Annotated in this window: 17 protein-coding genes; 4 read left to right on the top strand and 13 right to left on the bottom strand. The window is 35.5% G+C overall.

What is annotated here, in order from left to right:
- Positions 1–3 precede the first annotated feature (3 nt).
- Both OD90_RS01265 and purB read left to right on the top strand, forming a co-directional pair.
- Positions 4–1,338 carry a DUF58 domain-containing protein gene (locus tag OD90_RS01265; protein ID WP_144669607.1) on the top strand — a complete coding sequence of 445 codons (1,335 nt, stop codon included), beginning with the start codon at positions 4–6 and terminating at the stop codon, positions 1,336–1,338.
- Positions 1,339–1,403: 65 nt separating this feature from the next.
- Positions 1,404–2,747, top strand: a complete 1,344-nt coding sequence (gene purB, locus OD90_RS01260; protein ID WP_144665519.1) for an adenylosuccinate lyase — start codon at positions 1,404–1,406, stop codon at positions 2,745–2,747.
- A gap of 76 nt (positions 2,748–2,823) precedes the next feature.
- Here the strand turns inward: purB and OD90_RS01255 are convergent, their stop codons facing one another.
- From OD90_RS01255 to OD90_RS01240, 4 genes are all read right to left on the bottom strand, one after another.
- Positions 2,824–3,504, bottom strand: coding sequence for a type 1 glutamine amidotransferase domain-containing protein (locus OD90_RS01255; RefSeq protein ID WP_144665517.1), 681 nt, complete (start codon positions 3,502–3,504; stop codon positions 2,824–2,826).
- A 34-nt stretch (positions 3,505–3,538) separates the two neighbouring features.
- On the bottom strand, positions 3,539–4,171 hold the full coding sequence (locus tag OD90_RS01250; RefSeq protein WP_144665515.1) for a nitroreductase family protein: 633 nt from the start codon (positions 4,169–4,171) through the stop codon (positions 3,539–3,541).
- A 13-nt stretch (positions 4,172–4,184) separates the two neighbouring features.
- Complete coding sequence (locus tag OD90_RS01245) at positions 4,185–4,643, bottom strand: MarR family winged helix-turn-helix transcriptional regulator (RefSeq protein ID WP_144665513.1); 459 nt, start codon at positions 4,641–4,643, stop codon at positions 4,185–4,187.
- Positions 4,644–4,807: 164 nt separating this feature from the next.
- Positions 4,808–5,710, bottom strand: a complete 903-nt coding sequence (locus OD90_RS01240) for a DUF72 domain-containing protein (RefSeq protein WP_144665511.1) — start codon at positions 5,708–5,710, stop codon at positions 4,808–4,810.
- Between the two features lie 154 nt (positions 5,711–5,864).
- On the opposite strand from OD90_RS01240, the gene OD90_RS01235 reads away from it, so the two are divergent.
- Together OD90_RS01235 and OD90_RS01230 are read left to right on the top strand one after the other, a co-directional pair.
- The gene (locus OD90_RS01235; RefSeq protein ID WP_144665509.1) at positions 5,865–6,620 is read left to right on the top strand and encodes an outer membrane lipoprotein-sorting protein; all 756 of its coding nucleotides are present in this window, start codon (positions 5,865–5,867) and stop codon (positions 6,618–6,620) included.
- 137 nt (positions 6,621–6,757) lie between these two features.
- A complete protein-coding gene (locus tag OD90_RS01230; RefSeq protein ID WP_144665507.1) occupies positions 6,758–9,844 on the top strand; it encodes a WD40/YVTN/BNR-like repeat-containing protein in 3,087 nt (1,028 codons plus the stop codon).
- A 179-nt stretch (positions 9,845–10,023) separates the two neighbouring features.
- Here the strand turns inward: OD90_RS01230 and OD90_RS01225 are convergent, their stop codons facing one another.
- The 9 genes from OD90_RS01225 to OD90_RS01185 all read right to left on the bottom strand — a co-directional run bounded on the left by OD90_RS01225 (position 10,024) and on the right by OD90_RS01185 (position 22,588).
- A complete protein-coding gene (locus OD90_RS01225) occupies positions 10,024–12,519 on the bottom strand; it encodes a zinc-dependent metalloprotease (RefSeq protein WP_144665505.1) in 2,496 nt (831 codons plus the stop codon).
- Between the two features lie 129 nt (positions 12,520–12,648).
- Positions 12,649–13,041 (bottom strand): acyl-CoA thioesterase, encoded by a 393-nt coding sequence (locus tag OD90_RS01220; protein WP_144665503.1) that lies wholly within the window; start codon positions 13,039–13,041, stop codon positions 12,649–12,651.
- Between the two features lie 52 nt (positions 13,042–13,093).
- Positions 13,094–13,777: an HAD family hydrolase gene (locus OD90_RS01215; protein WP_144665501.1), complete on the bottom strand. Its 684-nt coding sequence runs from the start codon at positions 13,775–13,777 to the stop codon at positions 13,094–13,096.
- Between the two features lie 7 nt (positions 13,778–13,784).
- On the bottom strand, positions 13,785–14,942 hold the full coding sequence (locus OD90_RS01210) for a flavohemoglobin expression-modulating QEGLA motif protein (RefSeq protein WP_144665499.1): 1,158 nt from the start codon (positions 14,940–14,942) through the stop codon (positions 13,785–13,787).
- A 40-nt stretch (positions 14,943–14,982) separates the two neighbouring features.
- Entirely contained in the window at positions 14,983–15,834 is an 852-nt protein-coding gene (locus OD90_RS01205) for an N-formylglutamate amidohydrolase (protein WP_144665497.1), read from the bottom strand.
- Positions 15,827–16,858 (bottom strand): glutathione synthase, encoded by a 1,032-nt coding sequence (gene gshB, locus OD90_RS01200; protein ID WP_144665495.1) that lies wholly within the window; start codon positions 16,856–16,858, stop codon positions 15,827–15,829. The genes OD90_RS01205 and gshB overlap by 8 nt, the downstream gene beginning before the upstream one ends.
- A gap of 135 nt (positions 16,859–16,993) precedes the next feature.
- Positions 16,994–18,439 carry a dicarboxylate/amino acid:cation symporter gene (locus OD90_RS01195; protein ID WP_144665493.1) on the bottom strand — a complete coding sequence of 482 codons (1,446 nt, stop codon included), beginning with the start codon at positions 18,437–18,439 and terminating at the stop codon, positions 16,994–16,996.
- 90 nt (positions 18,440–18,529) lie between these two features.
- Complete coding sequence (gene aroC / locus OD90_RS01190) at positions 18,530–19,594, bottom strand: chorismate synthase (protein ID WP_144665491.1); 1,065 nt, start codon at positions 19,592–19,594, stop codon at positions 18,530–18,532.
- Positions 19,595–19,696: 102 nt separating this feature from the next.
- Positions 19,697–22,588, bottom strand: a complete 2,892-nt coding sequence (locus tag OD90_RS01185) for an FAD-binding and (Fe-S)-binding domain-containing protein (RefSeq protein WP_144665489.1) — start codon at positions 22,586–22,588, stop codon at positions 19,697–19,699.
- Between the last annotated feature and the right edge of the window lie 81 nt (positions 22,589–22,669).

The following is a 22,669-nucleotide window of genomic DNA, read 5'->3' as shown; positions in this document are numbered from 1 at the left end:
GGCATAATCAAATTCATAAAAGGCTTTTTTGTTCATGAGCGACTATTTTATTGCTTAGGAAGCATCGGGGTGTGTTATATAGTCTCCTATTTTTTCAACAGCTTTTTTGGTGTGGCAAATGTCTTGTTGCTATTATTAGTTGTATTTGTTTTTATAGATGCCTTAGTACTCTTTCGCGAAAGCGGAAAAATTAATGCGGTAAGAGCTCTCCCAGAAAAATTTTCAAATAGCGATGCAAATGAATTGATCATAAGAGTTGAAAATAAATACCCTTTTAAGGTCAATATAGCTATCATTGATGAAATACCCGTTCAATTCCAAAAACGAGATTTTTCTAAAACGCTTTTTATTCCTGCAAAATCATCAAAGGATTTTTCTTACTACCTAAGACCCACAGAAAGAGGTGAATATATATTTGGCCACCTCAACCTCTATGTGAGTTCTAAAATCGCATTAATTAGAAGGAGATATAGATTTGAAAATGATCAGATGGTTAAAGTGTATCCGTCATTTATCCAGATGAAGCGATATGCATTTCTGGCGCTAGACAATAGACTTACTCTACACGGAATGAAAAAATTACGACGTATAGGCCATACGATGGAGTTTGAACAAATCAAAGATTATGTGATAGGTGATGATGCCCGTACTATTAATTGGAAAGCTACAGCAAAGCGTGCTAGTTTAATGGTAAATCAGTTTCAAGATGAAAAGGCACAGCCCGTATATGCTATCATTGATGCAAGTAGGGTAATGAAAATGCCTTTTAATGGGCTTTCACTATTAGACTATGCCATAAACAGCACACTAGCTTTTTCAAATATTGCGCTTAAAAAGAAGGATAAAGTAGGAATGGTTACTTTTGCAAATACCATCATAAATCAGCTGCCTGCAAGTAGTAAAAAAACACACTTACAAACTATTCTAGAAGTGCTATATAGTGTTAATACAAAGTTTTTAGATAGCGATTTTGGCGCATTGTATACGCAAGTTAAACGCAAAATCACACAGCGTAGTTTATTACTCTTATATACTAATTTTGAGCACATCTCTGCTTTAGAAAGACAGCTTCCTTATTTAAAAGCGCTTTCGCGAAAGCATGTTCTCGTGGTGATCTTTTTTCAAAACACAGAACTCGAAAATCTTATCCATAAAAAAGCACATACCCTTCCCGAAGTATACCATAAAACAATTGCAGAAAAATCTTACTATGATAAAAAAGTAATGGTAGCAACCTTAGAAAAATATGGTATCCAAACTATACTTACGAAGCCTGATGATCTTACGGTAAATACCATTAATAAGTATTTAGAAATTAAAGCGCGAGGACTTTTATAATCACTTTAAATTCGGTCAAGCCATCTCTTCTTTTTATATTTGCTTCCTTAATCAAAACACGCCATATGTCGCTGTCACCACTTAAAGCCATTTCTCCTATTGATGGTCGTTATGCTTCAAAAACAGATAGTCTTGTACCTTTCTTTTCTGAAGAAGCACTCATAAAATATAGAGTAAAAGTAGAGATCGAGTATTTTATTGCACTTTGTGAACTACCACTTCCTCAACTCAATGATGTAACTACAAAATCTTTTATCGCTTTACGCGAAATTTACTCAGATTTTACTACCGACGATGCACAAGCTATCAAAGAGATAGAGAAAGTAACCAACCACGACGTCAAGGCTGTTGAGTATTTTATAAAGGAAAAATTTGATGCTTTAAACTTATCTGAGTATAAAGAATTTATCCATTTTGGTCTTACCTCTCAAGATATTAACAATACGGCCATTCCCTTATCATTAAAGGATGCTATGAATCAAGTGTACATACCGCAACTTCTTGAAGTTGTAGATCACTTGCGACAGCTAGTTGATGAGTGGGGAAGTATACCTCTTCTTGCTCGTACACACGGTCAACCAGCATCTCCTACACGTTTAGGGAAAGAAATTCAAGTATTTGTAGTGCGCTTAGAAGAGCAAATTAATTTGTTGAATGATATCCCTAGCGCAGCAAAATTTGGCGGTGCGACTGGAAACTTTAATGCCCATCATGTAGCTTATCCCCAAATAGATTGGCGAGCTTTTGGAAAATCATTTGTACACGGTACTCTTAAGATGCAGCATTCTTTTCCTACAACACAAATTGAGCATTATGACCACATGGCAGCATTATTTGATGGAATGAAACGTATAAATACGATCTTAATTGATTTAGATCGTGATTTCTGGACCTATGTATCTATGGATTACTTCAAACAAAAAATTAAAAAAGGGGAAGTAGGGTCCAGTGCAATGCCTCACAAAGTAAACCCAATAGATTTTGAAAATAGTGAAGGTAATCTAGGAATAGCAAATGCTATTTTTGAACATCTTTCAGCCAAATTGCCTATTTCTCGTCTACAGCGTGACCTTACAGATAGTACTGTATTAAGAAATATAGGTGTGCCTATTGGTCATACACTAATTGGTTTACAGTCTACTTCAAAAGGATTAAACAAATTGCTAATCAATGAAGAAAAAATAGCTGCAGATCTTGAAAATAACTGGGCAGTGGTGGCAGAAGCTATACAGACGATATTACGACGTGAGGCTTATCCTAATCCTTACGAAACACTCAAAGAACTAACTCGTGTAAACAGCAAAATCACTCGTATTTCAATAGCTGAATTTATTGATACACTTCACGTGAGCGATGAAATAAAAACAGAATTAAAAGCAATTACTCCAGAAAATTATACTGGCATATAATTTTAAAAAGTTTACTATATAAATACAGCGACTACTTCTTTAGTAAGAGTAGCCGCTGTTTTTTGTATAATAGACTTTATGAACTTAGAGAATCATATAGTTTGTTTGCTACTAATACTGATGATGCTGGATTTTGACCTGTTATAAGATTACCATCCTGTAACGCATACTCAGCCCAGTCATCTGCTTTAGAGTAGATTCCTCCATTTTTCTTGAGCATATCCTCAACTAAAAACGGAACAACATCTTTAAGTTGTACAGCCTCTTCTTCTGAATTTGTAAATCCAGTAACTTTCTTCCCTTTTACTAGAGGCTCTCCGTCAGTACCAGATACATCTTTTAAAGCTGCTGGTGCATGACATACAAATGCGACAGGTTTTTCTTGCTTATTAAAAGTTTCAATCAATGCTATGGATGTCTTATCATTTGCCAGGTCCCATAGCGGGCCGTGTCCTCCTGGATAAAAAACAGCATCAAAATCTGACGCATCCATTGTAGATAACACAGCAGTGTTATTAATACGCTCTTGTGCTTCTGGATCTTTATCAAAACGCTTGGTAAATTTAGTCGCAGCATCCTCAGTATCACTGCTAGGGTCAATAGGGGCTTTACCACCTTTAGGTGTAGCTAGAGTAATATTAACACCTTTATCTCTTAGTGTATAATATGGGCCGGCAAATTCTTCTACCCAAAATCCAGTTTTTTCACCCGTATCTCCGAGTTCATCGTGTGATGTTAATACAAATAATACATTCATAATTATAATTTTTAATTAATATTCAATTTATTTACTATGATATGATGGTCACCATCTTATCCATAGGTTTTCTCACTTTCTCTAAATTTACAAGCCAGTCTTCTGAAACATCTCTATAACCTAATGGTAGTAAAACACAACTTTTAAGACCTTTTGATGGCAATCCTAAAATTTCATCTACTGCATTCGGATCAAACCCTTCCATTGGGGTGGCGTCAACTTTTTCATTTGCAGCTGCCATTATCGCATGTGCAAATGCAATATATGCCTGTCGTGCTGCATGATTAAGGTTTTCTTCATCACTCTTTTGAGGATAAGAGTTTAATAGTTGCTGTCTATAATTTTCCCAACCTTCATTTTCAAAACCACGTTTTTCATTTGTAAGATCAAACATGTAATTTATACGATCTTCAGTATAGGTATCCCAAGCAGTAAAAACTAATAAATGAGAACATTGTGTTACAACCTGCTGGTCCCAAGCTACCGCTTTAATTTTTTGTTTTACGCTATCATTTGTTATAACAAAAACTTCAAAAGGTTGTAACCCGCTAGAAGTAGGTGCTAATCTTATTGCTTCTAAAATTTTATCTATTTTTTCTTGCGGAATTTTATTACCATTCATTGCTTTAGCAGCGTATCTCCATTCTAAATTCTCTAGTAAATCCATATATTTTTTTAAATTAATCTTTATTATCGTTTGTAGACAAAGTGTAGATTAGTGCCTCTACTGTCTTTTTTAATCGGTTTATATCCTCTAGCTCAATAGTGTCACTACACAAGGTTTTAAGTAAATTTTCAGGGATATGTGCTGCTCTTTTCTTTATTGTCCTTCCTTTTTGCGATAGCGAAATAAGAATACTACGTTCATCATTTTTACTTCGCGTACGTTTAATTAAATCAAGATTCTCCATCCTTCTTAATAGAGGAGAGATTGTATTTGTATTAAGCATTAAGGTTTTAGAGATATGCTTAACTGATACCATATCTGTTTCCCACAAAACCATCAAAACTAAATATTGAGGATATGTAATACCCCACTTATCCAAATAAGGTTTATATGCTTGAGTTAGTAATCTTGAGACAGAATAGAGAGGAAAACACACCTGATTGTCTAAATGCAATTTATTTTTGTTATCCATCCATTGTAATTATATCGTGCACGACACAAATATAAAAGACATTTGATTCTTACTTAAGCCTATTAAGAATACTTTAAGGGTTCATCGTATTTTAAAATCAATGTTTCAATATTATATTGTAGAATCGATTTATCGAAACCCAATCTAATGAGGTTAATTAATAATTAAAACAATGTTTGTTCTCCTGTATGAGCGCTATGAGGAACATGAAGATTTGTTCCTAATGTAGAGTTCATTTTTTTAATAAAGTAAGCAGATAATACTGTACTTTCTTGCTCTACATTTTGATGTACAAAAAAATTAATCTTTCTTAATCCTAAGTCAACCCAATATTGGAGACGCTCTATCCAAGCATCAAGCCGTGCGTAGTCACTTGGATGGTTTGCACCAACGTATCTAATAAATGCCTCTCCATTAGTTAAACGCATATGCATAATATCGCGACGACCTGCGGTATCAACAATCACATTTGCCATATGATGCTCTTCAAGTAAATGGTATAATCTTTCGGCTACTTCTGGATTATTAAACCAGTCTGTATGACGAAATTCTAATGCAATAGGTAAATTTTCTGGCCAGTGATTTACAAAATTATCTACCCGATCAAAATCTTTAGGTTGAAAATTATTGTGCATTTGTAAAAACACCGTGCCTAGTTTTTCTTGCAACATAGAAACATGGTCCACATATTCTGGAATAAATTCTTGAGCATCAATCAACCGCTTTCGGTGGCTGATTATATTTGTGATTTTAGGAAAAAATTTAAAACCCTCTGGGGCTTTATCATACCATTTTACAAATTGCTCCTTTGGAAATAGCCTATAGAAAGTAGCATTAAGTTCAATACTATTAAATTGACTCGTATAATAAGTCAACTCATCTTTCACCCCTTTTGGATAAAATCCTTTGAGCTCTGCTTTATTCCATTTTGCGCAGCCTACGTATAGTTGAAGATTTTTATTTTTTGCTTTCGCGAAAGCGTCCCTCAAAACACGCTCCGTATCAGGATGATCAGGAGGTAAAGTAAAATCTATTTGCTGTGGATTATCTACTACGCCGAATTTCATAAATTTCCAATCAAAGATGAATTATTAAAAATATAACAAATAGGTTTAATACTCATTTTCATGTTTTTAAAATTTCATATATTTTTTTGTAACAAACATGGACTTCAATCGTCTTACAATTAACCATAAGAATATAACATTAACAAAAAATACTATGAAAACAATTAAATTTATGGTTGTTGCAATGATATTCTCATTTGTAGCAACAACACAAGCACAAACTGCTGAAGAGATTATTGCTAACTATTTTGAAAATACCGGTGGTCTTGATGCTTGGAATTCTCTAGAAGCTTTGAAATTTGAAGGGGCTGTAAAAGTTCAAGGAATGGAACTTCCTATGACTATGGTACAGACCAAAGAGGGTAAACAAATGACAATGGCAGAATTTCAAGGAATGAAGTTCTATCAAGGCGTTTTTGATGGTGAGACTATGTGGAATACCAATCAAATGACCATGGCTGCCGAAAAAAGTGATGCAGAAACAACTGCGAATGCAAAATTGGAAATGAATGATTTTGCAGATCCATTTTTAAATTATCTAGATAAAGGATATACAGTAGAGTTAGTAGGAAAAGAAACAGTTGAAGGAACAGAGACTTATAAAATTAGATTAACTAAGGAGCCTATTATGGTTGACGGGAAAGAAACACCTTCTGTAGGAACTTATTATTTTGATACAGAGAATTTTGTACCTATTGTAGTAGAGCAAGAGGTTTCTTCTGGTCCAATGAAAGGTATGGTTTCTCAAACAAAACTTAGTGATTATCAAGAAGTAGAGGGTATCTACTTCCCTATGTCAATTACTGCAGGTGCAAAAGGTCAGCCTGGTGGGCAGGAGATTATGATTAAATCTATAGAGATTAATCCAGAAGTAACAGATGATATGTTTGCGTTTCCTGAGAAACAATAACTCACAACAAAAGTAAAATCCCCATAACCTGGGGATTTTTTTGGCTCTTATATGAAAATACTTAGAGTTATCTAAAGAACATTAAATTAAGACAGCACAATTAAATAACTGATATTTAGATCTTTAAACCAACATTTATGAAAACAAAACATCTGTGGCTATGCTTATGCATGGCATCATTATCAATTCCCCTACAGGCACAAGAGATTGCGCTTAAGGGTAAAGAACTATTTGGTGATATCACCGCTAGGCAGATTGGGCCTGCATTAATGTCTGGACGTATTATCGATATGGAAACACATCCTACAAATTCCCAAATTATTTACACTGGTACTGCGGGTGGCGGTGTTTGGAAATCACAAGATGGTGGGGCCAGCTACTCGCCTATCTTTGATGACTATATACAGTCCATAGGACAAGTGGCTGTAGATCCTAATGATCCTGACCAGACAATCTGGGTCGGTACAGGTGAAATATGGACTCGTAACTCTGTTTCTGTAGGAGATGGATTATATCGCACTACCGACGGCGGGTCTAACTGGGAGAAAATTGAAGGGTTTGAAAATAGTGAACGCATTGCAAGTATCGAAATACATCCTAAAGACGGAAATATTGTATATGTTGGGGTGTTAGGAGCACTTTGGAGTGATAGCGAAGACCGTGGGGTATACAAAACCATAGATGGAGGTAAGACATGGAATAAAATTTTATACGTAAATGAAAAAACTGGAGTTGCAGATCTTTTAATGGATCCATCAAACCCAGATATTCTATATGCCTCTATGTGGGAGCATAGACGTACAGCTTGGGACTTTAATTCTGGAGGTATCAATTCTGGACTCTACAAATCGCTAGATGGTGGGGCTAATTGGAAAAAAATTCATAATGGTTTTCCTTCTGGAAAATTAGGGCGTATAGGGGTAGCCGTTGCTCCCTCGAGTCCAAATATTGTGTATGCAGTAATAGAATCAGAACAAGATGAGGATAAAGGTCTCTATCGATCTGAAGATGGTGGAGCTAACTGGGTAAAAACCAATGGAGATTTTTCTTTAACAGTACGTCCATTTTATTTTTCAAGAATCGTTGTAGATCCCCGAAATCCTGATGTCATTGTAAAAGGTGGATTAAGTGGTTCTATCTCAAGGGATGGTGGTAACACTTTTAAAAGTTTAGGGAATATGCACTCAGACATACATGATATTGTCTTTGATATCAATAATTCTGACGTTATGCATGTAGGAACAGATGGAGGAGTATATCGTACTTGGAATGGTGGTACTACAATGGAAATTGTTTCTAACCTTCCACTTTCGCAGTTTTATCAAATAAGTGTTGATAATGCAGAACCATATAGAATATATGGCGGACTGCAAGATAATGGTTCTTGGTACGGACCTTCTGCTTCTCCAGGAGGTATAGAGGCACGGGACTGGGTGCGTGTAGGAGTAGGTGATGGTTTCCGTGTATTACCCCACCCTACAAAAGAGATTTTGTATTCTGAAATGCAAGGTGCAGATAACGTCTGGCGTTATGATATGGAGCGCAATTATACTAAGAATGTAAAACCATTACCTGCAAAAGGAAGTGCAGATTTACGTTTTAACTGGAATCCTCCTATGGCTACTAGTGTACACCAGCCAGATCGCTTTTATATGGGTAGCCAGTTTTTACATGTAAGTGAAAACATGGGAGATACTTGGAAGGTAATTTCTCCAGACTTAACGACAAATGACCCTGCAAAGCAAGAAAAAAATTCTGGTGGTCTTAGCGCAGATAATTCTGGAGCAGAAACACATACAACTATTTTCACGATTGCAGAATCTCCAGTCAATGAAAATGTTATTTGGGTAGGAACTGATGATGGTAACGTCCAAGTAACAAAAGACGGTGGTCTTACCTGGGATAATGTAGTCACAAACGTGCCAGAACTTCCAGCAAACACATGGGTGTATCATATTGAAGCTTCTGTTCATGGTGAGGGAACCGCATATGCAGTTTTTGAAGGACACGCACGCGGAGATATGAAACCTTATGTCTATAAAACTACAGATTATGGAGCAAGCTGGAAGAGTATCGTAACTGAAGACATTCCAATATTTGCGCGTAATCTTCAAGAAGATTATAAAAATGAAAATCTATTGTTTTTAGGAACAGAAAAGGGATTATATATCACAGTAGACGGAGGTGCAAACTGGTCTCAGTTTACAAACAACTTTCCTCCTACCGCGGTTCATTTTCTTGATTTACAAAAGAAAACTAATGATCTTGTAGCTGGAACTCACGGTCGCGGTGTTATTATTATTGATGACATTAGTATTCTTAGAGCTATTAAACCAGAAATTTTAGAAAAGGATGTTTACTTCTTTGACACAAAAACTGGTGTAATGGTAGAAGAAGGTGGATTTGGTAGTAATGCAACAGAATTGGAATTTGTAGGTCCTAATCCAGGAACAGCGGCTAAGATTAAGTATTATCTTAAAAAGCGTCACACCTTTGGCAAAATGACTTTAGAAATTCAAGATATGGATGGAAATACAGTCACGAGTTTAGCTCCTGGTAAATCAAAGGGTATTAACATAGTTTCATGGAACTATACTACCAAAAGCCCAAAGCTTGCAGCTGCAAAAACATTTGCTTTTGGAGGATTTACTTCCGTAAGAGCTCCTGCGGGAATGTATAAAGCTGTTCTCAAAAAAGGAAAAGACACTTATGAGACTACCTTTGAGATTAAAAATGATCCAAAATCATTCATTACAGATACAGAGCGCATAGAACAATACAAAACCAGCAAGGAATTGTTTGAGATTCAAGAAGATCTGGCATATATGGTATATCAAATTGATCATATTAATGAGAAAGCCACAAATGCGATTAAAAATAATACCAAAGCTATAAAGACTGCACAGCCACTTATTAATGAACTTACGGCTCTTAAAAATACATTAGTTGTCACTACTGGCGATAATTATGTAGGAACAGCACCACCACAATTAAGAGAGAAATTAAGTACAATCTACAGTGATGTTGCCTCTAATTTCGAAGCGCCTAGTGCCGCCCAAAGAGATAATATTAATCTCTTAACGCAAAGATTTGTTAAGGCAAAAGAAGAATTTGAAAAAATAAAATCGAAACCGCTTGCTAAATTCCAAAAGTATCTTAATAAAAATGAACTAGAAAAAGTTCAATTCAAAACCAAAGAATCCTTTATCGATAGTCAAGAATAGTATAAATAACTATTACTTATCAAAATACCGATCCACGTTGTGATCGGTATTTTTTTTGCGTCACCTTTAGGATGATTCTTCGATTAATAATTATGCTTTGTCTTGTTCTCTATCTTGAAATCCCTCAAGATAAAAACATCTTCTCTATAACGGAATTTGATTTGTTGAAATTAGATGATTTATTTGGGATCTAATAAGCGATCTATTCTTGCTATAGCATCACTATAGTGGTACTTTGTAATTGTATTAACTGACGTATTACGAGCAGACCTCAATTGATTACGGAGTACCTTTAATTCACCCCTAACGATAGGTCTCACATCAGAAGCAGCAACATCATAATTAAGTCTTCCTTCAAAGCCTGGTCTCGATCTACGACTTTCAGGGCCATCATCTTTCATAAGATGCTCCATTCTATTGAGATATGATCTTTGTAAATTACGACGATATACATCGACTGAAGTGGCTATATTAATTTCTGACCAAATACTTTTACGAAGATCTGAAAACATATCTAAAGCACTATAGAAATGAGATTGAGTAGTCTCTGCATCTATAAGTCTTCCTATTCTATCAAAAGACAATAATCTATTTAAGTATCTAGATTGTATACGACGAACATCTTCAAAATAACCAGCGTGATCTATATTTTGTAGAATTGATGGATCCACTAACCAGTTTGGTGTTTCAAAAAGATTATTACGTAACCACTGTATGGAAGCTTTTTGAACTTCTTTATCTTGGTGCCTATAGATGACTCCCTCTTGAGATGGTGATTTTAAATTTTCATAAATTCCCCCTACATTAGCAACTACGTGACCTATATATCTACTATATACACTCAAAAGTTCTCCATAAAGCTCTTCTAAATCTTGATAATCATTTGTCTTATCAGAAGTCCATTTAGTTAAATTCTGTGCAACATATCTTAAGTTTTTTATTCCATAAGTGCTCGCTTTAATAGGGTCATCCCCTATTGCCTCTGTTTGAGACTGAGGGTCAAAACTACTGGACTGCCTGCCGAATATAAATTTAGGATCTCCTTGCTTTTCAAGTATCCATTGGTTGAGAGTTTTCTCCTCTGAAGCTGCTGTCATTGCTCCAGGAATCCAGCGATAGCCCCAGTTTGTTGCGTAGTGATCATAAGGTCCCATCTGTCTAATAAACCTAATATTTGTGTCTTCTGGCTGCGCAATATAATTGTACCGTGCATAATCCATAATGCTAGCGGCAATTCCGTTTTCTTGTGTAAATGCTCCGTCCCTATAAGACTCAACATCATAAGCGTAGCTGGCTGCCATATTATGAGGGAAACCTAAGGCATGCCCTACTTCGTGTGCAATAACCATACGCATCATCTCCCCTATTTCTTCTGCTGGAGTATCTAAGGTGCGTGCACTAGGGTTTGCAGCCCCTGTTTCTAAAAGATACCTGTTTCTATAGCTGCGCAAATGGTTATGATACCAAATAATATCGCTTTCTATAATTTCTCCACTCCTAGGATCAGATACACTTGGACCTACAGCGTTACGAGTAGTGCTTGCTACATAGCGTACTACAGAATATCGAATATCTTCAGGACTAAAATCTGGATCATCTTCAAGAGTTGGAGCATCTTTTGCTATAATAGCATTTTTAAACCCTGCTGTTTCAAAAGGTTTTTGCCAGTCTTCAATGCCCTGCTTGATATATTCTTTAAGGTTTTCTGGAGTTCCTGGATCTAAATAATAAACAATGGGTTTTATAGGTTCTACTAACTCACCTCTTCTATAGGCCTCTTTATCTTTAGGTTCTAATCGCCAACGACGGATGTACGTTTTTTTATCTGCTTTTAAAGCGTCGCTTCCATAATCATATTGATTTACGGTAAAGAATCCAACCCTCGGATCATACAATCTAGGCTGCATCGGTTCTTCTGGTAATAAAACCATTGATTGATTAATTTGTAAACTAATACTCTCTGCATTTCTTTCTGTAGGAGGTTCTGAAGCCTGATATGTAAAATCTTGTTTTACTTCTATATTCTGAGGGAAAGATTTTACAGAATGAATAAAACTCCGTGAGGCATCTAGTTTCTTTACTTTGTATTCTTTCCGTACACGAGCTGTTAAACCACTTATAGCCTTCACATCTGTGTTAAAAAGTTTTGTGACCTTAATAACCGCAGAGGTTGAATCATTGTTAAATGCTTTTATGTCAAATGCAAATAGAGTAGGCTCGTAATTATTTACATTTACGGAAGTACGTATAGCCTTAGTACTATCTGCAATATTAGCATAAGATTTAATTTTTAATAAAATTTTATCTTGAAAACGTTTCCATTGCACTACTTGTTCATTTGTTTTGGATCCAGCGTTTAAGTACCCTCCACCTAGACCATTTTGGATCTGAGCAATACGGGTTACCCACAGCATATCTTTTTGAAGGTGAGAAAATGGAATTTCGTAGAAAAAATTATTTTTTATTTTATGAACAATAAATAAACCAGAATCAGATACTGCTTCCTTTGTGATTACCTTACCGTAAGGTTGTATTGCATCTTTACTTATGTCCTTTTTATTGGTTAATACCTCAGCCTTTGTATTTTCTTTGTTTCTTTTCTTTTTACGTTGCGCTAAGGTATAATTAGGGACTAAAAAAAGAACCAGTAAGCTTAAAGTAAGTAGATGTCTCATAAAATTTGATATCAATTGTTTAGAAAGTAATAATTGGTACTGCTAGCTACTTGAGATTTAGATAATGTTAACATTGTGAGTCAAAATTAGAATTTCTAGTAGTAAAGTATAATATAAAGTAATCACATCTTAGGATTCCCCTAAGCGATCACGCACAAACTCAACTTGTGTTTTACCATGTGGTTTAGAGTTACCCTTCTCATCAAGACCCACCATAACAATACGATCTACAGTGATAATAATTTCGCGAGTCATCTTATTTCGAACCTCACACTTTAAAGTTAATGATGCCGTTCCCCATTTTGTGACTTCTATACCTATTTCAATAATATCACCTTTCTTTGCGCTGGCACGGAAATCAATCTCGCTCATATATTTAGTTACCGTACGCGGGTTTTCTAATTGTATGATAGCATACAATGCTGCTTCTTCATCTATCCATTGTAACAATCGACCGCCAAATAGTGTTCCATTTGGGTTTAAATCTTCTGGTTTAATCCATTTTCTCGTGTGAAAGTTCATAGCTGTTATTTTAATATAGGGTGATACGCTTTCGCGAAAGCGTACTTGTAAGTCACATTAAATCATTTAAAATATCCTCTACACTATCAAAGGATTTAAAAAGCTCGTGCTTAACTTCAAAATCTACTGTCTCGTGTGCCCAAGTGGTATGAAATGGAATATGAAACGCATGTGCACCAATTTCAAGTACCGGAATTACATCTGATTTGAGTGAATTCCCAATCATCAAAAAAGATGAGGGCTCTATGTCTAAATGATTTACAAGTTTAGTATAATTTTCTGGTTGTTTATCTGACATTACTTCTATATGATGAAAGTAAGATGCCAGCCCAGATTTTTTAAGTTTACGCTCTTGATCTAGTAAGTCACCTTTTGTTGCCACTACGAGTTTAAATTTCTTAGAAAGTTGTTGTAAAACATTTTCAATACCGTCAAGCGTATTTACTGGTGCATTGAGCATGGCCTTTCCTATCTCAATTATCTCACTTATTATCTCTGTGGAGACGTCACCCTCTGTAAGTTCTATGGCACATTCTATTAGTGATAATGAGAAGGGTTTAATACCATATCCATATAATGGAAGGTTGCGTAATTCCATTTCAAAAAGTCGCTTTTGACACTCTTCAAACGAAATATATTCTGTCAGTAAATTACAAAATTGATCTTCTGCATCTCTAAAATAGGTCTCGTTAACCCAAAGTGTATCATCTGCATCAAATGCTATCGTTTTGATCATTTATTGTCTATTTGAGGTTACGGAGTATAAAATCTAGTTTCTTATTAGTGTTTAAATTTTCACTAAATGAATCAGTTATAAATTGACTGGGCCTAGCAAGCCCCATCGCTATCATTTTGTCAATAATAGATGCGTTTTCTAAAGATACTTTTCCTGTAAGTAAAACCCCAAGATCTTGACCTTCTTGATAAAAATCATATACTTTTTTTAAACCTGTGAGGTATAAAAAATCTTTTGTAAAACCACCTCCACGATGTACTCTTAATGTTATTTGCCAGGCAGTATCTCGATCTACCTTGTATTGATTGAACAATAAGTCAAATGTATCTGCAAAGTTATATCCCTTAATAAGACTATCTGCAGCGATTACTCGGTGCGCTAGTTCTTTCATACGACGCATCGTGAGATTATTACTCATATATTCACTAAGAACTGCAAGGCCTTCTTGGGTTTCTGTGTTGTTTACAAACCCGTTTGAAAAAATTTTTAAGGGTTGACTTTTACCATTTTTTGTTGTTACTACATGTACGCCTATTTCATGATTTGCTAATACCTTGATTTGATTATCAGAATATTTATGAAATTTTTTAAGAACCAAAGTGTCTGAAGAGTTAAGCACCATGGCCGCAGCTGCGATATTAGTGCTTTGTTTTATATTAAAATCAAAGTCATAACGCTTACCAAAGTCTTCAAAATACGATTGCGCATCGTCTGCACTATATTGTGCTACAAAATCTGCATCACCATCATCATCTCCAAAGTGTAATATAAATCTTGCATTCTCAACATCTTTTTCTTTTGGAGTTCCAAAGACTCTGAGCGAATTATAATAAAATTGTTTACCCTTACCTATAGATTCTATACACTGTATTAATCCAGAATATTCATAGATAATATCTCGATATAGTAATCGTATCTCCTCATCTTCTATATGCTCTAATCTTTGATTAAAAAACTTGCGCTGTAATTTATAAGGACTGAATTTGAGCTTTCGGTATTTAAATATTGGGTTCTCAGAATATTTTGACGCAAAAAAACGTTTTTTCTCATTCTCAATGTTGATAGGGTTAAGGTACGTAAGCAACTCAATATCACGCACTAATTTATTAATATTTTGATCTATTTCAAAAAGTGCGGTGTTGGTGTCTAATGTTTGCAAAGGCATTATATGAATTTAAGTGCAAAAATAGCCAATACTGGATAAATCACTCTGGGAGTAAACTATTCTTGACTATATATTCATTATAAAAAAGGGTTGCTTGGTTACGCAGCTTTACTTTCAATTGTTCCTCAATAGCTGCCACTATCTCAGGGTATACAATTTGCGTCAACTCATCACAATAGATTTTAGAAAACTCTGTAGCAAGAACAAGTGTTTGTTTAAAATGCTCTGTGATAAATTTTAGAAAATATCCATTTCCTTGGAAGGTATCATTTATGTCCGCAGTGGTCTGAATATCATTTGGTAATTCGATGGATGCCAATGAATCTCTCCACGCTTTCGCGAAAGCAGAAAAGCGATCGTTATCAATATTTTCTGTTCCAAGATTAATAACAGGAACCGGCCTATCCCATCGCTTCCAATTATATGAATGCATATCAAAAACAATCGCGGCGCCAAATTTTTCTTCCATCTTTGATAGTAGTGCCTCTACCACATAATAGAACTCCCGATGCTTAGATAAACTCCTCTCTTTCTCTTCTGAAGAAAGTGGGTTCTTCCATAGTTTTTTGCCCCACGCGTCTTCGTAGATAGCTACGTCTGGTGCTCGATTAAGATCGTACTCAAAACGACTATCGCAGCCTACTAAAACCATAGGCATTGTTTGAATCATTTGACCTGTACATGGATCCTCTTCGTACCATCTATCATATGCTGTATGTAAACAATTATCCCACAATTCTTTTCTAAATTGATGTCCGTCATGTACGGCAGCACATAAAAAATGTGTATACTCCTCTATTTTTAAGGTGAATGAATAGTCGTGAGCAACAGCCTCAAAAGGCTCTTCTTTACCTATTTTGGCAATCATCTCTGCAATAGTAAGTTTAAACATCCTCAACAGCTTTACGAAGTTTTGCTCGACGCTCTATTCTAGCAACACGCTCCAGTACTTTATCTTCAATAAAATTAATAACTTTCTCTTGTAATCTAGTTTTATAAACTTTGTTAATGTAGGTAATACCACCCGGGCTCATCACGTTAACCTCAACGAGCATTCCATTAATTACATCAATTCCCACAAAATAGAGTCCATCCTTAACAAGTTTTGGTCCTATTCTTCTACAAAGCTCTTTCTCTTGTTTAGACAGTGTATGCTTTTGAACAGAGCCACCTGCAGAGACATTAGATCGGTGATCGTCATCTCCTGGCACACGCTTCATGGCTCCAATAGGTTTACCATTAAGAATGAGAATACGTACATCTCCTTGATCTGCACCTGGGATATAGTCTTGAAGGATGACATAATTAGTAGTTCCATCTTTGTTATCGATATAAAAATCTAATAATGATCTTATGCTAGACATTGCACGCTTTTCAATTAGGATAACGCCAGACCCTCCAAAACCATTAAGTGGTTTTAAAATCATTTTATCTTCCTCAGACTCCTTAATCATTTTAATTAAGTAATCTTTATTCTTAGTTACGTGTGTTCTTGGTATAAATTCACGTGTGTTATCTTCAAAAGCAGCAGTATATAATTTATTATTTGCTCTACGTATTCCGTCAATATCATTCATTATGAAAACATCGTCCTTTACAGAATCTAAGAAGTTAAGCATAATCATATCAAGCGGCGGGTTACTGCGTAATACAATTACATCAAAGCCCGCAAGTGGTAACATTTCCTCACGTAATTCTACTTTCTTATGAAAAGATTTGAGATTACTAGGAGCCTTTTCCATGCGTTTAATGGCTCGACAAAAAGCAAATGTCTCACTATCGCGTATGGTCAAATTTGCGGGAGTGGTGATTGCTACTCCGTGATTGCGTTTTACACACTCGTGTATAAGGGATAATGTAGTGTCATTTTCGGGATCCATATCTTCCCAAGGATACATGATAAAGCAAATATTCATTCGTTGGTTTTTAGCAGGAGTAAATTACAGAAAACGGTTTAACATCTTCTTAAAACATTTATAAAATCCTTTAAGCTGATCACATAAAAAAAAAGAGGCTATAAGAAGCCTCTTTTTTTTATAAACAATTAGAAATTATTTTTCAGGATCAAAGGCATCATCAGGATTTTTAGTAGGATCATAATGAATCATACCCTCAGTTTTTGCAATCACTGAAGAAACAGTTGCATCTCCAGTTACATTCACGACCGTGCGACACATATCTAATATTCTATCTACTGGAAAAATAATGGCAATCCAAGCTGGATTTAAATCTACAGATCCGAGAACTATGATGAGCATTACCAGTCCCGCACTTGGAACCGCAGCAGAACCAATGGAAGCTAAAGTTGCCGTAAGAACAATAGTAAGTTGTTGTGCTATGGTGAGATCTATCATGTGTAATTGCGCTAGAAAAACTACAGCTACTGCTTGATATAGAACTGTTCCGTCCATATTGACTGTGGCACCTATAGGCAGTACAAAACTGGTAATTTTCTTATCTACACCTAGATTATCTTCTACACACTCCATCGTAACAGGTAATGTCGCTGCACTACTAGAAGTAGAAAAAGCAGTTGTTTGAGCTAGTCCCATTGCCTTAAAGAAACCATTATATGGTATTGAACGAACGATCAATTTTACGATAAGAGGATATACGACAAATATCATTAACACCAAGCCTAAAAATACAGTAAGGGAATACCACGAGAGTCCTTTAAATATTTCTACCACTTTACCTATATCATCCCCTGCCATTTTACTAATAACACCTGCTAATAAAGCAAATACAAAGAATGGAGATGCTTGCATTACAAAGTCTACCATCTTTAGGAACACCTCCATAATACTATCTACAATTTTGATCACGGGAGCAGATTTTTCTGTCGGAATAAACAATAAGCTCACTCCAAAGAAAATAGCAAAGAAAATAATCTGAAGCATCAATCCATTATCCGTCAATGCTTTGAAAAAGTTTTGCGGAACGAGGTCAATAAGTGGTTGGAGAGGTCCAGCACTCGTAGTTTCGTTTGCAGTTTTCATTTTTTCTGCAACCGTAGCATCTTCCCCTTTATATTTTACTAGTTCATTAACGCGCCCCGCACGCTCCATAAAGGCAGGGTCTTGTAAATAATTAATACCATCTTTTATTTCGACACTTTGTTCCTGTGCCCACAGCTCATAACTTATACGATTATCAATGCGGCTTTCTTGATCAACTAGAGCTCCTGGCTTAATTATATTTACAAGTGTAAGCCCTAAACCTACAGCTAATAAAGTTGTAATTAAATAAGCCAGTAACGTTTTACCACCCATACGTCCAAGGCTAGAAGGATCTCCTATACCAGCAACTCCAGCGATGATAGAAAATAATACAAGAGGTACTGCAATAAGCTTTAAGAGATTAATGAAAATAGTACCAAAGGGCGAAATCCAATCGATAGTAAACTGACTCCAACCAAGAGAAGATGAGACCAAAGCCCATATGACGCCTAAAATTAAACCAATGATTATCTTCCAATGTAGTGCTATTTTCATAATGAATTAAGTATCTGTTCAACAAGGAGAATAAAACCTCACTTAATGAATAATTAAAAATAAGAAGTATATAGTTAATAGTTTTTAAAAAAATTACAATCTAGCAGTTTTGTCACGAAGTACAAAATCTGCAATGACGAGCGCTGCCATAGCCTCTACAATAGGTACAGCTCGAGGCACTACACAAGGATCGTGACGTCCTTTACCTTGCATCACAACCTTTTCTCCTGTTGCATTAATAGTTTCTTGTTTTTGCATAACTGTTGCAACAGGCTTAAAAGCTACATTAAAGTAAATGTCCATTCCATTAGAAATTCCACCCTGCACACCTCCGCTAAGGTTTGTTTTTGTAGATCCATCTGTATTAAAGTGGTCATTGTGAGCACTACCTTTCATTTGTGCACCTGCAAAACCGCTTCCGTATTCAAAGCCTTTAACTGCATTAATAGAAAGCATCGCTTTTCCAAGTTCTGCATGCAACTTATCAAACACAGGCTCTCCAAGACCAATTGGTACATTCTGAATGACACAGGTGATTACTCCTCCAATGGTATCTCCCTCCTTTTTGATAAGTTTTATTTTTTCTTTACACGCTTTCGCGAAAGCGGGATCAGCACATCTTACCTCATTTTTTTCAATTTGAGAAAAATCTAACTCTTGATAAGGAGTGTCCATCACTAAATCTCCTACCGCACTGGTAAAAGCAAAGAAGTTTATATTTTTTAAGAATTGTTTTGCGATCGCTCCTGCAACAACTCTAGATGCTGTTTCTCTAGCAGAAGAGCGCCCACCTCCTCGATAATCACGGTTTCCATACTTTTTATCATAGGTATAATCTGCATGACTAGGTCTGTAGGTATCTTTAATATGACTATAGTCTTTAGATTTTTGATTGGTGTTTACAATCTGAAATCCTATGGGAGTTCCTGTAGTTTTTCCTTCAAATATTCCAGAATGAAAATCTACCGTGTCAGGTTCCTTGCGCTGGGTCACAATTTTAGATTGTCCTGGTTTACGACGATCTAAGTCACGTTGTATCGCTTTAAAGTCTATTTCTAAACCAGCAGGACATCCATCTAGTATACCTCCTATAGCTTTACCGTGAGACTCACCGTATGTTGTAAGATTAAATAGTGTGCCGTAAGTGTTACCAGCCATTGTCGCGTTTTCAAACAAATGTATATGGAAAAGATCACAGAATCAAATTTCAACACTTATTAATTAAAAGTCAAATAATATTAGTGATACTCCTTATATTATCTATAGTAGTGCCTCCCTTAAAATAGTCACTGGATGTAAGGCAGTTATAGCAGTACCATCTTTGATTTGATGACGGCAACTTGTACCATTTGCAACAATTATTGTACTAGAATCTGCCTTTCTTATAGCCGGAAAAAGTGTTTGTTCACCTACATTCATACTAACGGCATAATGTTCTTTTTCATATCCAAAACTACCCGCCATCCCACAGCACCCAGAAGGAATGATTGTGGGTGAATAATTAATAGGTAGATTCAAAATTTTAAATGTGGGAGAAACCGATGATAACGCCTTTTGATGACAGTGGGCGTGAATTTTAATTTTCTTTGCTTTTGCAGAAAATTGATCTGCTTTTATATTTCCCAGTGCTACCTCTTTATCTAGAAACTCTTCTATCAAAAATGATCTATTTGAGATAGACTTTGCTGCTTCCAGATCATCTGCTAAACGCAGGTACTCATCTCTAAAAGTTAATAATGCAGATGGCTCTATTCCAATAATTGGTGCTGAATTATCTGATATAGATTGAACGGTTTTAATATTTTTATTTGCCAATTTTTTTGCTTGATCAAGAAACCCCTTTGATATGTAAGACCGTCCACTTTCTAATCCTTTTAAAATTTTTACTTTATAGTGGAGTTTATCTAATAAATACATTGCATCTTCAGCAATTGACCCATCTAAATATTCTGAAAATTCATCAACATATAAATAGACAGTTTTGATTCTATTTTCAGATAGTTTAGTATCCATTTTACCTTTAAACACATCAAGCAATGGCAAGCTACGTTTACTAGCAATTCCCATAGAAAATTTTAAAACACTTCCAGTAGTTTTGAGTAAAAAATTATAGCCTTTAGGTAAGCTTGCAGCTATTTTGTTAATTTTAGTCGCATGAGCAAACAACTTCGTTCTAAGACTAGAACCATTAGATTTTTGATATTGATACTCAAATTCTGCTTTGAGAGAAGCTACATCTACATTACTGGGACACTCGCTGGCACAAGCCTTACAGCTTAAACATAAATCAAATACTTCTTTTAGCTCTACGTGATCATATTTATTAGCTTTCTCTGATGTGGTTAAAAATTCACGTAATGCATTTGCTCTAGCACGTGTAGTATCTTTTTCATCACGGGTCGCACGATAACTAGGACACATAGTTCCACCAACATTAGATGGTTTTCTGCAATCGCCACTACCATTACATTTTTCAGCTAATCGGAGGATCCCATGATTATCATCAAAATTAAGTAGTGTCTTTACTTCTGGTTCTGTACGATCTACTTCATAACGTAAATTTTTATCCATAGGTAACGGATCAATAATCTTACCTGGATTAAAAATGTTTTGAGGATCAAAAGCAGTTTTAATCTGTTTCATTATTTGAAAATTCTGTTTACCAACCATCATCTCGATAAACTCTGCTCTTACAATACCATCGCCATGCTCACCACTCATAGACCCTCTATACTTCTTTACCAATGTAGCAACTTCCGTTGTGATTTTTCTAAAGAGTGCTACATCATTAAGCTTTTTTAGATTAAGTATTGGTCTAAGGTGAATCTCGCCAGCACCTGCGTGCGCATAATACACCGCTTTTTGATCAAAACGGTCCATGATTGATGTAAACTCGTCAATATAGCTCGCTAGATCTTCTATTGCTACTGCTGTGTCTTCTATACAAGCTACAGCCTTATGATCACCTACTAAATTGCCTAAAAGCCCTAATCCTGCTTTACGAAGTTCCATGGCTTGATCAATTTCAAAACCTTCCAGCATTGGATAAGCATAACCTATATTTTCATTAATGAGAGTAGTTATAAGTTTTTGTGCCTGATATCTAGATCCTTCTAATGTGTTATCGCGTAGTTCAAACATTAGGATGGCTGCAGGATCTCCTTCTATAAAAAAACGATTCTTGAGTTGCTCTCTATTATTTTTTGTGCAGTCTAGAATGACTTTGTCCATCATCTCACAAGTATATAGATTGTGATTCATAGCTGGCACTACTGCCTTTAAACAGGCAGTTAAACTATCAAAATGCGCTGCTACCATTACACGCTGACTTGGAGGTAAAAGGTCTAGTTGTAATGTGATTTCTGTGGTAAAAGCCAGTGTACCTTCACTACCCGAGAGTAGTGTACACATATTAAAAGGCTTACCTCCATTTTGAAAAGGAATTGCTGTTGTAAGTGTGTCCAAGGCATATCCAGTATTCCTTCTATGGATTTTTGGTTTTGGAAATTGAGAATGAATATTTTTTCGAGTATCAGAATTCTTTAATTCATCATTGATTCGATTATAAATTATCCCTTCTAAGTTTTTCTGTTTCAATTTTTCGCGAAAGCGGTCTTCGTCTAAAGACTCAAAAGTTGCTTCACTCCCATCTGATAAAATCGTTTTTAGTTTGATAAGCTTATCTCGTGTTACTCCATACTGAATACTCGTAGTTCCAGAAGAGTTATTGCCCACCATACCACCTATCATACATCTATTTGCTGTAGAGGTATTGGGACCAAAAAATAAGCCGTAAGGTTTTAAGAAAGCATTTAACTCATCTCTTACAACTCCAGGTTGAACGGTAATTTGAGCTTTCTCTTTATCAAAACTTAGTATCTCCGTAAAATGCTTTGAAACATCTACCACAATACCATCACCGACACATTGACCCGCTAGTGATGTTCCAGCAGTTCTAGGAATAAGTGATGTTTTATTAACTCTTGCAAAGTGGCATAACTTCTTTATGTCATTAACAGATTTTGGATATGCAACTGCTAAAGGAATCTTACGGTAAACAGACGCATCAGTGGCATATATCACTTTGTGTAAAGTATCATAATGTAGTTTACCTTCAAGTATTTTCTGTAAGGCAAGAAGCTTTAAATTCATTATATAAAAATAAGAAAACATTAGGGGCTGATTAACGTTTTGTTATGTTATATACTGATAATTTTATCTTTTAAAATAAAA

The organism is Dokdonia sp. Hel_I_53 (genome assembly GCF_007827465.1).
Classification (GTDB): Bacteria; Bacteroidota; Bacteroidia; order Flavobacteriales; family Flavobacteriaceae; genus Dokdonia.
This window is presented reverse-complemented; position numbering and strand designations above follow the sequence as displayed.